Source organism: Marinobacter sp., assembly GCF_041984545.1.
Classification (GTDB): domain Bacteria; phylum Pseudomonadota; class Gammaproteobacteria; order Pseudomonadales; family Oleiphilaceae; genus Marinobacter.
In genome coordinates, this window is record NZ_JBHIXV010000002.1 from 135,615 (window position 1) to 147,974 (window position 12,360).

Here is a 12,360-nt window from a genome sequence, read left to right on the forward strand (position 1 = left end):
CCCGCTTTTTCCAGATTGACGCTTGACCCGCCCGCCCGGGCGTGCGAACCGCAGACATCGTGCTAACCTTCTGAAGACTCAGGTTAAAGGGAGGGTGAGTGGATGGAATACGTCGCTCCGATCAGCAGCGCGGTCATGGCCCTGGTCTGGATTGTTTATTTCCAGCTGTTTTTTCTGAAGTACAAACGGAACAACCGGCCCTACCTGGTGATTCACCACGCCCAGAATGAGAATCCCGACGCCCTGTGTCTGCTGGTGAACATGGGCAAGGAAACCGTGCATGTCCAGTGTGTGCAGGCGGTGCTTCACACCCGGGCAGGTGAAGAAAAGACCATGACCGTCACCGAGTACCGGCGGGTAAGCGCCGACGACGTCAACGTGCACCAGGTGTTGCGGCAGGGCCCCCTGCAGCCGGGTGGCTATCTGGTACTGGGATCGTTTCGCAACATCATCCTGGGGCGCCGGAGCGAAGACAGCGACAGCGATTACCTGTTCGAGGATATCACCGATGTGGAACTGCGGGCGGCGGTGATTCACGGCCCCAGCAAGTACCCGGTGGGCGTGCGTCGAAGCTTCACCCTGCGCCACGAAGGTGGCCCGGAAATCTTCCCCCACAACATTCACAGCGAACAGCTGATCCGTCGGCGGGACCGCCACGAAGTGCGCCACTGGATCGAGCAGGAGCTTCAGCCAGAGCGGCGCGGACGCTCGGAATCGGACAGCTCCGATCAGTCACAGTAGCGATATCCTTGGTGGTGGCTCACTGTCTGTTCAGGCCCGTGGCGGCCATTGCACTTGCGTTTTCCGGTTTCATTCCTGAGGATGGGTTCCTCTGAGTTATTCATTCCGCAAAGGAGGCAGTCTATGTCATTGAAAGACGAACTGATCAGAAAAGCCGAAACGCAGCTGGAAGAGTGGGAAAAGCAGGCCGATTCCCTGAAAGCCAATGCCAAGGCGAAAGAGGCCGAAGCGGAAAACGAAAAGGCCAGCGCCGATATTCAGCAGAGCGCGTCAGATGCTTTGCGTTCGGTGGAGGACAAGATCTCCGACGGTCGCAAAAAGCTGGATGAGCTCAAGGAAAGCGGTGAAGACAACATCGAATCGGTCCGCAAGCAGCTGTCGGACCTGATCGGGCCAGACGACAAGCGCTAATCGTTCTCTTCAGTACAGGCCCGCGCAAGCCGATCGAGTACTGCCAGCCACTGGCTCTGCTCGGGTGGAAGCTCGATGACAATCCGGTCGACCTTGGCCCGGTCCATTGCGTGCATCGCGGTGTAGAGCATGCGGGCATAGTCTTTCGGATCGGCGCCGAGCCGGATGGCTTCTGACGCACTGTCTCCCGGTGCGGTCTGCCACCAGATCACACCGGTCCTGCCTCCGGCCCTCGCAAACGCCTGCAGACGGTCGGCAAACCGTTCGGTAGCTACACCAATGGTAGGCGTCACCGGCTGGTAGTGTCGTTTGACGCTGCCCGGCACGGCCTGGCTGGCGCTCTTGCCCGGCGCGAGCGTGAGGCCCAGGCATTGTTCTATATCATTTTGTGAGATCTGCCCGGGCCGGGCAATAACCGGCGTGTCGCCGGTCAGATCGATGATGGTGGACTCGATGCCGACGGAACAGTCGCCGCCATCCAGCACCGCCGCGATCTTTCCGGCAAGACCAGCGAGCACGTGGTCCGCGGAGGTCGGGCTGATCCTGCCATAGGGGTTGGCGGAGGGGGCAACGAGATCGCGGCCCAGCCGTTCCATGGTTGCCAGCGTTGCAGGATGGGCCGGCATCCTGACCGCCACGCCCGGATTGCCGCCGGTAATGAAGTCGCTGACGCCGTGCTGCTTCGGGAGCAACAAAGTGAGCGGCCCGGGCCAGAAAGCCTCCATAAGCCGAATGGCGGTGTCTGGCAGCTGCCCAACCCAGAGCCTGATCCGTTCCGGCGCCGGAACGTGCACGATCAGTGGGTGCCCGATGGGCCGCTGCTTGGCTTCGAAGACCTTACGCACCGCCTGCTCGTTGCTGGCATCGGCCGCGAGGCCGTATACCGTTTCGGTCGGCATCGCCACAAGGTACCCGTCGCGCAGCAAGCTGGCGGCTTGGTCCAGGTCGGCGGGGCGCGTTGCATCCAGCGTGAGGGTGTCAGGCATGAGTTAGCCACTCGTCTTGGTAATATCGTTCAATGGAGGTCTGCTCGTCGTTTATCCGGAACAGGTACAGCCAGTCGTTATCGATCAGCTGCTGCACCACCGGATGCTTCCGGGCGATTTCCGCAATCGCTTCTTCCGGAGCTGCCAGATATACGCTCAGGCGCAGAGGTTCGTGCACCCAGTGTTCGCCATCATGCACCGACTGCAGGGGTAAGCCGATCCGCAGGTCGCCGCCGTTGCCCTCGAACACCCCGATGTGGCCACCCACCACATTATGCAGCACCTTGTTGCCGCTGCCGTAATGCAGGTTATCGGTGACCGACATGAAGTACTGCAGATTGATCCAATGGGTAACCACCATGGGCGCGGTCATGATCAGCTCAAGGGTTTTGAAGCCTTCATCGTCGCGCCAATGGTAGTCGTGCAGGAAGCTTCGCCCCTCCAGATCCAGGCCCCGGGTCGCTGAGCGTGGAGCCACGATGAAGCTCGCGTTACCGGCCAGGCCCCACTCGGGCCGTACCTCTGACCAGTCCTGGCTGCGCTTGCGGACGGCGTTGTCGACATCCTGCTCGTTGGCGATGCCCAGACGGGTCGCCCGCTCGCGGCGTGCCTGGGCCCCGGCACGGGCAAGGAAGTCCGCGATCTCGCCAGGCACCTCACCGGTGCACTCCACTTCGTCCGTGGTGGTATTGTGCAGTGCCCCGACGAAACGCGTCCCGGAGGGAATGCTCAGCCCGCGCTCGGCCAGGGCCGCGCGTACGTCCCGGTCGTTCAGAATGCCGGCAAGAACCCGGACATTGACCGAGCCCGTCTGGCCACCACAGGCACCGCAGTCAAGGCCGGCGGCGTGGGGGTTGTTACGTGTGCTGCTGCCGTGTCCGACCAGCAGTACGATGGGGGCAAACCGGTCCGTCAGCGTCATGGCGCGGAGAATTCCCTTTGCCAGTTCCGCCTTTTCCTCGGCGCCCAGCAAAGTGCCATCCTTCCGGATTTCGAACTCGGTCTGGTCCCTGTGTAGCTTGTCGACCGGGTTTTCCGAGGCCTTGCCGAAAAAGGTCTTGCGGACCATGCGCGCGAGACCGGCCAGCCCCATGCTTTCGATAAAGCTGAAACTCGCCGGCCCGGCGTTGGAGAACTGCGACCAGTGAACGTGGTTGGCCAGCGACTGCTGGCGGAAGCTGGACGACGCCTCGACTTCGGAGACTTCCAGCGCTGGAGCAAGCAGGCCGGGCAGCTGGGGCCGGGAGAATCCGGTACCCTTGGGTCGGTAGGCAATGGGCAGCCCGAAGAAACCGGCAAAGCCGAGGGTCTGGATGGCTTCGTCCTGTGCCTCAAGCGCGCGGCGAAAAACTTCTGAGCGTACGTCGATGCAGAAGGCAGCCTGCAGCTTCAGGGGCTGATCACCCGGGACGCCTTCACGGGCAGGCCCGGACAGCAGCTTTTCCGCCAGTCTTGACTGGTACGCTGCTTCCGCCGCAGTCTGATGGTGCCAGCCGGCAATCTGGGACTGCTCATGGGTATGCAGCATTTCTGGCCACTCTTGCCATTGCCTGAGCCAGTGACGTTTCAGCTCGGCGAAGATCGCGCCGCCACCATGCTGAACGTGTCGCCAGATCGCCAGCTCCCAGGCGAGGCGGATGGCCAGCAGTCCCGGCATGAGGTCTTCCTCGCTGCCACGGAGCCTGGCCTGCCAGCGCAGATAGGCGGCCCAGGAGGACCAGCCGTTGATGTCCAGCAGCAGGGCATGGGCGTAGTCCGGGGCGTGGTCGGGCTGTGCGGCCAGGGCGTTGAAGCCATCGGAGATCAGTTTTTCATACCGATCGGGCAGAACCTGGAACTGGGAGGGCAGTGAGGGCTCCCCCATAACAATGGCAATTCCCCGATCCGCCCGCGTCATCTGCAGCCAGCTGTAATAAAGATCCTGGGCATCGGCCTGGAAGTCACCGGCGTCGAGGCGCTGGAAGTAGTCGCCGCAGAACTGGCTGATCTGGTGCACCACCTCATCCTGCCAGCCGACCTGGTGCGCGGTGTCACGATTGCGATCCAGCTGGGCGCTGAGGTTCTGCCAGTGCTCGGGCATGTGGGCGGTCTCGGCCGACGCCGGAGTATCGCCCAGGCTGTGAAGCGCCGAATGATTCTGACAACAGGTGCCATTCAGTGCTGCCATGCGCGAGGCAACCCCGGCAAAAGGCTGGTCGCGCATTTCCCAGAGGGGATTGACCGCGATCATCTGATCCAGGGGCCAGGACGGGGCGATGCGGTCGCAGGCCTCCGTGACCGCAGCATACCAGTCTGGAGTGCTGCTGTGTTGCTCAGAAGACTCAGTCGTTTGGGTGGTAAGCATCAGGCAGACTCCCTGGAACCAGAGGGTGAAGAGACGGTGACAACGGGCCTTGGCCGCACCACGTCAGGCAGTTTGGCCGGCCAGATTTTCAGGGTCAGGCGAGTGGACCATTCATCCAGGTAACCGGCCGCGAAGAGGAACCGGTAGAGCCGTGCACCGGCTGGAGAGAAACGGTGATAGCGGATCTGGTAGTAGCCGAGTACGAGAACCCCGAAGAGCACGCCGACAAAGACAAGCTCAAGTAGGCTGGTCGGGTTTTCCGGTGGTGCCAGCATCAGGTTGAAAAAGGTTTTCTGGAGCCAGTAGAGAGCCCAGAAGGCGGCGCCGATGAAAAGCCCCCTCGCCTTGTTAAGAACACCACCGCCGGCGGAGAAGAATTCCGAGAACAGAATGACCAGCGCGATCCCCGGGACGAGCCAGGAGAAATGATGAGCCGCACCCGATCCGGGGGAGAGGAGCATCGTTGGCACAACGAACAGTCCCGCCAGGCAGGTCGCCGCCAGCCATTTTTTGCCATCCGGTTGGTTTACCGCAACCAGGCGTTTTTTCATCGACAGCTCCACGGTATTGCCAGCGTTGAGGAAGGTGTGCGCCTTGTAGGCGGAGTGAGCCACCAGGTGCAGCAGCGCCAGCTCATACAGGCCCAGCGCGCACTCCACGAGCATCCAGCCCATCTGGGAGCAGGTGGACCAGGCCAGTCGGACCTTGATGGAAATACGCGTCATCATCACCAGGCTGGCAAACACCGCGGTCGGGCCGGCCACCAGAAGGAGCAGCCACTGGGCCGCGCTTACCTGGGAAATCAGCGGTGCCATCAGGATCATCAGGAACCCGCCAAGGTTGACCACGCCCGCGTGGAGCAGGGCAGACACCGGGGTGGGTGATTCCACCACCTGGATAAGCCAGCCATGGAACGGTATCTGGGCACATTTGAGCAGGGCGGCCACCGCCATAAGAATGGCCGAGGCCTGCGTTCCCGGGGGAATGTCCGCGTCTGCGGAAACCCGAGCCAGAATCTGATCGATCAGCAGCGTATCGTACTGGATGTAGAGCAGAACGAAGGCGATTCCGAGGCACAGCTCGGCCAATCGCGCGAAGATGAACTTCTTGTGGGCGGCCAGGGCGGCACGAGGTCGATCCGGAAAGAACATCAGCAACTGGTGCAGGCTCACACTGATGGCGACCCAGCTGACAAGAAACATCACCAGATGGTTGGTGATGGCAATTACAGAGACGCTCGCGAGAATCACCTGGAGCCAGACCATGAAGCGGCGTTGCCCGGGATCCCCGGCCAGGTACCTTTCGGAAAACTGCCCGAGCACCATGCCCAGCAGGGTGATCAGCAGCAACATGATGAAGGCCAGGGGAGCCTGGCTCAGCCAGGTTGCCGATACCGGCCACCAAACGCTGCCGATGGCCGCAACCAGCGCGAAGGCGAACGCCAGCCTGAAGATGGCCGATCTTATCAGCACACTCGCTCTCTGGCCTGATCTCGCGGTAGCGAAAGCACCAACGCCGTACGACAGCGGTACCAGGAGCAAGAGCAAGGGTTCGATGTGCTGGATATCGAACATGAAGGACCCCGTAATCAGCGATAAGTGAGTAGGCGTAGTATCCCGGGCTTTTTACGTGAATAAAAATATATATATCCGGACGAAACGTTCTAAATTAACGAACAGGTGCTCTGTCATATCCGGTGTTTCTGTAACCTTTTTGCAGTACCGGTTACCCAATCTGTACAGCCCCTGTATGTACCTCGGGCGTGCCAAAGGCTTATAGTGGTGCGACATGCGATTCGGGCAGCAAGTGATCGTGTGAGCAGTCGATAACAAGTAACGGAGCTGAAATTGATGGGTAGGCTGTTGGCGTTGGCTGCCATGTTGTGCACGCTCCTCCCGGCGCATGGAGAAAACAGAAGCTACCGGGTTGGGGTCGGGCAGGAGTTCAGTAACGTCGTCGCTGTTGGTGAAAATGGCCTCTACGGGCCGATAGCAGGGGCCTACAGCTGTATTCTGGATGGTGCCGGCTACCGATATGATTTCGTGACGCTGCCTCTGGCCAGGCTGGTCCATGAACTTGAGCTGGGGCGCATTGACGTGGGGCTGCCGCTGGTTCAGGACCCCGTCCGTGACCGGTTCGCGGTGTTCGGGGATACGGTTGTTAAATCCAGCTATCTGCGAATCTCTCTGTCGGCCAACAAGGTCAGGCCTCATGAGGACAAGGCCCGCTATGTCTATGTTCGCGGATTTGCCGGCAAGGCCCTGTTACGGGATCTTGAGGGGCCGACGTTCGAGGTCAGCGAGTGGCAGCAGGCCATCGCCATGCTCCGGCTGGGACGGGCCGACTATGTGCTCATTACTGAAAAAACCTACGGTACCCTGGCGGAATCGAAGCAGGGCGACCTGACCGCCGAGAAAGTTCGCGATCTGGACGTCGCCTACTATGTCCGCAACACGCTCCCCGAACTGGCCCGGTCTCTCAACCAGGCCAGTGACCGCTGCCGTCAGCTACCCGAGCAGTCCGTTTCTCAGGTCCGATAGGATCCCAACCGGGTTTTCAGTGTCTCTGCAAGACGCTCGAGGCTCTCCGCCGCTTCATTGGTTGATGTCGCATTTTGCTCGCTGTTCGCGGCCATTTCCCGAATGTGTTCGAGACGTTGGTTGATGTCCTTTGACACTCTACTTTGTTGTTCGGCGGCTCCGGCCATTTCGATGTTGGTGTCGCGTATGGCCAGCACGCTCTCTCGAAGGGCATCGATTGCGTTGCCGGTTTCACGGATCATTCCGCTGGTTTCGTTGGCCAACCGACTACCCACCTCAATAACATCTGTCACACTGGCCACACCTTCCTGCAGGTGGTTGATCTGGGCCTGAATTTCCTTGATGGACTCCTGGGTGCGGCGGGCGAGATTTCGTACTTCGTCGGAAACCACCGCGAAGCCTCGCCCGTGTTCTCCGGCCCGCGCGGCTTCGATAGCGGCGTTCAGGGCCAGTAGATTGGTCTGTTCTGAAATGTTCTCGATCACGGCGAGTATGCTGCCAATGTTATCCGAGGCTTCCTTGAGGGAAGCACTGGTTTGGGTGGAGCGCTCATTGTTGTCGAGCTGATTCTGAATTTTCGCCGTGGTCTGCTTGATCAGTGACTGTCCGCTCTCCGCGAGGCCATCGGCTTCCCGAGCAATACTCTCCGCTCTGGAGGCACTCTCCGCCACGTTCTGGGCCGTTGCAGTCATCTCGTTCATGGCCGTGGCGACCTGTGCCGTCTCGCCGGTCTGCCGGTAAACGACCGTCGCCGAGTCTGCGGAAATGCCGCGTAGCCTGGTGGACGCGTCTACCAGGCTTTCCGAGGACTCCTTGGTCTCGGAAATGGTTGCCTGGAGTCGCTCCAGCAGACGATCGAATCCTCGCGCCATCACATCCAGTTCGCTCTTACCTTTCGGATTAAAACGGACCGTCAGGTCGCCACCGCCGCTGGCAATATCATCAATTGCGGCGATCATCTTCTGCAAAGGCCGTGCGACAACCAGCTGTGCCAGTGCACTCAGCACACCGATCAGAATGACGCCTCCTACCAGAATGGCGACAATCGCGCTTACCGTCTGGTTGCGCACCATGGCAGATACCTCCGCCTCTGAGTATCCGGTGACAACCTGATAGCCCCAGGGTTCGAATACGATGCGGTCAAGCTGCCAGCCATCAGAGCCTTGTTCGAGAATGCCCTGCAGTTGCTCGGAAGAGATAGTGTCCGAGTGCATCCTGAGTCGGTCTTTGTCGTCGACCAGTGCCACGAAGCCATTCTCAAGGAGGCTAGAGGACGTGATCGCCTGCTCCAGTTCTTTAAGGTCGGCGGAGTAGCCAACGTACCAGATACCTACAACCTGGTTGGTCGCGTTGCGTATCGGACTGTAGGCGGTGAGGTAGGGATTGCCGAGGATATCCACCTGGCCAAAGTAAGCCTCGCCTCGGCTGATGGCGCGACCAGCCGCACCAGCCATGTTGAGGGTGGTGCCGATCGCTCGGGAGCCGTCGTCCTTTTTCACATTGGTCGACACTCTTACAAAGTCCTGACCGTCACGAACAAACAGCGTCGCCGTGCCGCCCATCACTTTGGTGATGCCATCCACCAGTTCGAAGTTGTTGTTGATCAGAGTGTCGCCCAGATACAGCGCTGGCCTGGGTTGTCCGGCCACCACCTCGTTGCCCTGAACTCGGGCCTCACCCAGCTGGTTTCCACGCTCGATCATGAGGTTCAGGGAGTTCTGCACCCGCTTGGACATCAGCTCATCAGTAATGGTGAGCATTCCGGTGATTTCCTCAACCAGATCGTTTTTGCGATCGACGACGTCCGAAGTGATGGTTTGCTGGGTACGGTATGCAATCAAACCGCTGACAATCAGGGCGATTGCCAGCAGCACAACCGATATCCAGACAATAAACAGTTTCCTGATGGACATGCTTTCTTCCCCCGTAACAAGTCCTTGCTGCCACCGATGGCGATGCCTTTTGTTCTATTAACGGCCTGTTTTGCAAAAGCGTGAGAGGAAATTGGAGGTTGTTCGACCAGAGAGTATGGAGGGCCGGATTCCGGACTGCCGCGGGTCGGTTTACTCAGAACCTGATGCCGAACTCGTTTGCGCAATTTGTAATTGCCACTTGCAATCACCACCTTTGGCGGCTGGTTTTCATGAGCCGGTCAGGCCCGTGTTTTGAGGTTGTTGAATCGAGGTTTTTGCGTTGAGTAGTGGCAAGAGAGGGTCAGAGCTGGCCCGAAGGAAGAAGCATTCCACGCTGACGGCGAGCGTTTACTATCCGAAACCCGAGGCGTTTACCCGCGATTACTGGGGCGTGGTGGTTGATGGAAAGCTTTATCTTGTGTTTGTGGCCGACGAAGAATCGGCGGCAAGAATCAAAGCGGAGAGCCTCGCGTGTTCGCCCAATTTCCGTACCCTGCTGGAAGCCACGTCAACCCGGTGCAATAACATTGTCGCGCGCTTTTTCGCGGGTAGCGAAATCGATTGGCGGGGCGAGCATACGGTGATTGGCGCCAGTCGTTCCGGGGAGGTGGAAACAGGTACCCGGGACATCGTTGAAATCAAGGCCATACTGATGCAGGGCTGCCATCGGGCGGTAGCGGAAACCCTGTGCATCGATAACGCGCTGGCTACCTTGATAGATGCGACATTTCCGCAGGTGTCGGATTTTGAGCAATTACCGGATCTGTCTGATCGCGACGTAAAGGTGTCTCTGGGCAATCTGGAAGCCCGAAAACACCCCCGGGGTGGTCACTGAAAGGTGGTGATCGATGACGGGATCAGGCGCTCTCCCGGAACTCTTTCAGGGCGTAAGGGTCGGATTCTGCGGGCTCTGGGAGCGCATTCGAAAGAGTCATGAGAAGGTCCGTGGTGTGGCTCATCTTCTCACTGAGCTTCGCGTAATCGGTTGACTGAAGGTTCTCAGCCTGGGCTGCGGCGAGCTGATACTGTTTTTCCAGAATCATGTCCTGCAGCGTGGCAATCTGGTCGGTGGTCAAAAACACCGGTCGTTTTCCGTCCCTCATGATACAGCTCCGTGTCGGAATGATTGAATCGAGAGGGGCGAAGTACGATCGCTTTATTGCTATGGATCTCAAACAGAACGATAGGATTTAATAATCAGGCGAGGCGGATTCGGTACCGGGTTACCCCGGCTTCCTCTTCCTCGATCCATTCAATCCGGTGGCCGGTGATCTCGCACAGTGCCTGCAGGTCTTTACGACCGCTGGGATCGTCGGCCAGGAAATCGACCTCGGTACCACTGGGGAGACCCTGGGTGCGCTTCTTGAAACGCAGTATGGGGAGTGGGCATACCAGACCGACTGCGTCGATCTGGTATACCCCGGTTTGCTCAGTCAAGACGCACACTCTCGGTGCTGGTCTGCTCGGCAGAAGACCAACCGAACTGGTTCAGCACTGGCGGAGCTGCGAACGCTATGACCAGCGCTGCGACAAACGCGGAAATCATGACTTTCATGATGATCCTCCCTTGCCCTGTTTGGCCTCAACCTCAGCCACCCACAGATCGTGGTGCTGGCGTGCCCATTCCAGATCCACCTGCCCGTTGCCCATGGCATCAAAGGCGCCTTCCATACCGACCGAGCCGATGTAGATGTGCGCGATGATGGCCATCATCATGATGAATGCCACGATCGAGTGCCAGATGTTGGCGTACTGCATCTCTTCGTGGGGCGCCAGATCGGTCGGGAAGCTGGTTCCAAGAATGCTGTTGATGACGCCGAAGGTGTCAGCAAACATGGGCATCTGGAACGGGAACAACAGTGACAGTCCGGACAGTGACACGGAGAAGCCGAGAATCATGACGGTCCAGAACACAATCTTCTGTCCGGCATTGAACTTCTTCGCCGAGGGGTGGTGGCCGCTGCCGATGATACCGCCGCCTGCCTTCAACCACTGCCAGTCAAGCTTGTTGGGGATGTTGTGGGATACCCACATCACGAAGGTCATGACCAGGCCCAGCATGAACGCCCAGGCCACGTTGTTGTGCAGCCACTTGGAACCGGCAGCCAGGGTTGCGAAAGCGTCGGGCCCCAGGACCGGAATCAGGAAGCTTCGGCCCATCAGCGTGATCAGGCCGGTCAGGCCCAAGGCGATGAAGGAACCGGCGAGCAGCCAGTGGCCGAATCGTTCGATGGCCTTGAACCGTTCGATGGTTGTGCCCGCAGGCCCTCCATCAATCATGATCCGGCCACGGACGAAATAGAACACCACCAGCAGAGCAATGATCGCAAGCAGTGCGCCACCACCATAGGTAATAACCGGACCCTCACGAAGTTTGTACCAGGGCATACCGCCGTCCTGAATCAGAACATCTGCGGCAGGGCCACGGACCTGCGTGCTCGGGTCGATCTCGTTATAGCGGATAGCCCGCCAGTTTTCCGAATCAGAGACGCCGCCCCGGGTACCCAGGGGTGCCGAGATTGGCGGAGCATTTTCGGGGTTACCGAGGTTCTGGGAGCGGAAACTGTCGTCGACTTCCAGCTGTTTTTGACGTCGCAGGATATCTTCGAGGGTTTGAGCTCCTCCGGTCGCGCTTCGTTCCGGCTCGGGAATGTCCTGCGCCCAGACAGGGTTTAGCATCAGTGTCGCAAGCAACAGGCCGACGACACCTAAGAGTTTTTTGTTCATCTAGAGCACTCCAGCGGAATCAACAAGAAGAAATTGTTGCCGTAACCGACAACGGGGCCCCGAAGGGCCCCGAATCGGTCGGGCCAGTTTATGCGCCCTTCTTCTCGTAGGCTGTGCCCCATCCCCAGGCGCCGGAACCGAAACCGCGGTTCACCACGCGCTGGCGATAGATGTCCGCCACCTCGTTGCCGTCACCGGCCAACAGGGCTTTGGTAGAGCACATTTCCGCACAGATCGGCAGTTTGCCTTCGGCAATACGGTTGCGCCCGTACTTCTGGAACTCAACCGTGGAGTTGTCTTCTTCCGGACCGCCTGCACAGAACGTGCACTTGTCCATCTTGCCCCGGCTGCCAAAGTTACCCGCTTGCGGGAACTGCGGCGCACCGAACGGGCAAGCGTAGAAGCAATAGCCACAACCGATACACAGATCCTTGGAGTGCAGCACGATGCCGTCTTCGGTCTGGTAGAAGCAGTCCACCGGGCAGACGGCCATACAGGGCGCGTCTGAACAGTGCATGCAGGCTACCGAGATCGAACGTTCACCGGGTTTGCCATCCTCGATGGTAACTACCCGACGGCGGTTGATACCCCAGGGAACTTCGTGCTCATTCTTACAGGCCGTCACGCAGGCATTACATTCGATGCAGCGCTCGGCGTCGCAAAGGAATTTTGCTCTTGCTTGTCCTTCAAGTGCCATG

13 protein-coding genes are annotated in these 12,360 nt (G+C 59.3%); 4 read left to right on the forward strand and 9 right to left on the reverse strand.

Translation table 11 applies throughout. The annotated features are described in order from the left end of the window. The first annotated feature begins 102 nt into the window (after positions 1 to 102). Positions 103 to 741 carry a hypothetical protein gene (locus tag ACFC20_RS01635; protein ID WP_375191475.1) on the forward strand — a complete coding sequence of 213 codons (639 nt, stop codon included), beginning with the start codon at positions 103 to 105 and terminating at the stop codon, positions 739 to 741. A 123-nt stretch (positions 742 to 864) separates the two neighbouring features. Continuing rightward, entirely contained in the window at positions 865 to 1,152 is a 288-nt protein-coding gene (locus ACFC20_RS01640) for a hypothetical protein (protein ID WP_375191476.1), read from the forward strand. On the opposite strand, the gene ACFC20_RS01645 is transcribed toward ACFC20_RS01640, so the two are convergent. Genes ACFC20_RS01645 through ACFC20_RS01655 form a run of 3 tightly spaced genes read right to left on the reverse strand, consistent with a single transcriptional unit; the run spans position 1,149 to position 6,056 of the window. Then, positions 1,149 to 2,138 (reverse strand): L-threonylcarbamoyladenylate synthase, encoded by a 990-nt coding sequence (locus ACFC20_RS01645; protein ID WP_375191477.1) that lies wholly within the window; start codon positions 2,136 to 2,138, stop codon positions 1,149 to 1,151. The two genes, ACFC20_RS01640 and ACFC20_RS01645, sit on opposite strands and share 4 nt — an antisense overlap. Continuing rightward, complete coding sequence (locus ACFC20_RS01650; protein ID WP_375191478.1) at positions 2,131 to 4,482, reverse strand: YbcC family protein; 2,352 nt, start codon at positions 4,480 to 4,482, stop codon at positions 2,131 to 2,133. The genes ACFC20_RS01645 and ACFC20_RS01650 overlap by 8 nt, the downstream gene beginning before the upstream one ends. Next, positions 4,482 to 6,056, reverse strand: a complete 1,575-nt coding sequence (locus ACFC20_RS01655) for an NADH-quinone oxidoreductase subunit L (protein ID WP_375191479.1) — start codon at positions 6,054 to 6,056, stop codon at positions 4,482 to 4,484. The genes ACFC20_RS01650 and ACFC20_RS01655 overlap by 1 nt, the downstream gene beginning before the upstream one ends. Before the next feature lie 276 nt (positions 6,057 to 6,332). Here ACFC20_RS01655 and ACFC20_RS01660 point away from each other — a divergent pair, with 276 nt between their 5' ends. After that, complete coding sequence (locus ACFC20_RS01660; protein ID WP_375191480.1) at positions 6,333 to 7,022, forward strand: hypothetical protein; 690 nt, start codon at positions 6,333 to 6,335, stop codon at positions 7,020 to 7,022. Here the strand turns inward: ACFC20_RS01660 and ACFC20_RS01665 are convergent. Further along, positions 7,010 to 8,935, reverse strand: a complete 1,926-nt coding sequence (locus ACFC20_RS01665; RefSeq protein ID WP_375191481.1) for a methyl-accepting chemotaxis protein — start codon at positions 8,933 to 8,935, stop codon at positions 7,010 to 7,012. The genes ACFC20_RS01660 and ACFC20_RS01665 overlap by 13 nt on opposite strands. Positions 8,936 to 9,215: 280 nt before the next feature. Here ACFC20_RS01665 and ACFC20_RS01670 point away from each other — a divergent pair, with 280 nt between their 5' ends. Then, positions 9,216 to 9,770 carry a hypothetical protein gene (locus ACFC20_RS01670; RefSeq protein WP_375191482.1) on the forward strand — a complete coding sequence of 185 codons (555 nt, stop codon included), beginning with the start codon at positions 9,216 to 9,218 and terminating at the stop codon, positions 9,768 to 9,770. A 22-nt stretch (positions 9,771 to 9,792) separates the two neighbouring features. Here ACFC20_RS01670 and ACFC20_RS01675 read toward each other — a convergent pair whose 3' ends face one another. The 5 genes from ACFC20_RS01675 to fdh3B form a co-directional block, all read right to left on the reverse strand. After that, positions 9,793 to 10,038 (reverse strand): hypothetical protein, encoded by a 246-nt coding sequence (locus tag ACFC20_RS01675; RefSeq protein ID WP_375191483.1) that lies wholly within the window; start codon positions 10,036 to 10,038, stop codon positions 9,793 to 9,795. Positions 10,039 to 10,132: 94 nt separating this feature from the next. Beyond that, positions 10,133 to 10,372 (reverse strand): sulfurtransferase TusA family protein, encoded by a 240-nt coding sequence (locus ACFC20_RS01680; RefSeq protein WP_375191484.1) that lies wholly within the window; start codon positions 10,370 to 10,372, stop codon positions 10,133 to 10,135. Next, complete coding sequence (locus ACFC20_RS01685; protein WP_375191485.1) at positions 10,365 to 10,490, reverse strand: hypothetical protein; 126 nt, start codon at positions 10,488 to 10,490, stop codon at positions 10,365 to 10,367. The genes ACFC20_RS01680 and ACFC20_RS01685 overlap by 8 nt, the downstream gene beginning before the upstream one ends. Then, on the reverse strand, positions 10,487 to 11,662 hold the full coding sequence (locus ACFC20_RS01690; RefSeq protein WP_375191486.1) for a formate dehydrogenase subunit gamma: 1,176 nt from the start codon (positions 11,660 to 11,662) through the stop codon (positions 10,487 to 10,489). Before ACFC20_RS01690 ends, ACFC20_RS01685 begins: the two co-directional genes overlap by 4 nt. 88 nt (positions 11,663 to 11,750) lie before the next feature. Next, positions 11,751 to 12,359, reverse strand: a complete 609-nt coding sequence (gene fdh3B / locus ACFC20_RS01695; protein ID WP_375191487.1) for a formate dehydrogenase FDH3 subunit beta — start codon at positions 12,357 to 12,359, stop codon at positions 11,751 to 11,753. Position 12,360: the final 1 nt, after the last annotated feature.

Coding starts and splice junctions, on each gene's coding strand:
- ACFC20_RS01635 (WP_375191475.1), top strand. CDS start 103: ATGGAATACGTCGCTCCGATCAGCAGCGCGGTCATGGCCCTGGTCTGG.
- ACFC20_RS01640 (WP_375191476.1), top strand. CDS start 865: ATGTCATTGAAAGACGAACTGATCAGAAAAGCCGAAACGCAGCTGGAA.
- ACFC20_RS01645 (WP_375191477.1), bottom strand. CDS start 2,138: ATGCCTGACACCCTCACGCTGGATGCAACGCGCCCCGCCGACCTGGAC.
- ACFC20_RS01650 (WP_375191478.1), bottom strand. CDS start 4,482: ATGCTTACCACCCAAACGACTGAGTCTTCTGAGCAACACAGCAGCACT.
- ACFC20_RS01655 (WP_375191479.1), bottom strand. CDS start 6,056: ATGTTCGATATCCAGCACATCGAACCCTTGCTCTTGCTCCTGGTACCG.
- ACFC20_RS01660 (WP_375191480.1), top strand. CDS start 6,333: ATGGGTAGGCTGTTGGCGTTGGCTGCCATGTTGTGCACGCTCCTCCCG.
- ACFC20_RS01665 (WP_375191481.1), bottom strand. CDS start 8,935: ATGTCCATCAGGAAACTGTTTATTGTCTGGATATCGGTTGTGCTGCTG.
- ACFC20_RS01675 (WP_375191483.1), bottom strand. CDS start 10,038: ATGAGGGACGGAAAACGACCGGTGTTTTTGACCACCGACCAGATTGCC.
- ACFC20_RS01685 (WP_375191485.1), bottom strand. CDS start 10,490: ATGAAAGTCATGATTTCCGCGTTTGTCGCAGCGCTGGTCATAGCGTTC.
- ACFC20_RS01690 (WP_375191486.1), bottom strand. CDS start 11,662: ATGAACAAAAAACTCTTAGGTGTCGTCGGCCTGTTGCTTGCGACACTG.
- fdh3B (WP_375191487.1), bottom strand. CDS start 12,359: ATGGCACTTGAAGGACAAGCAAGAGCAAAATTCCTTTGCGACGCCGAG.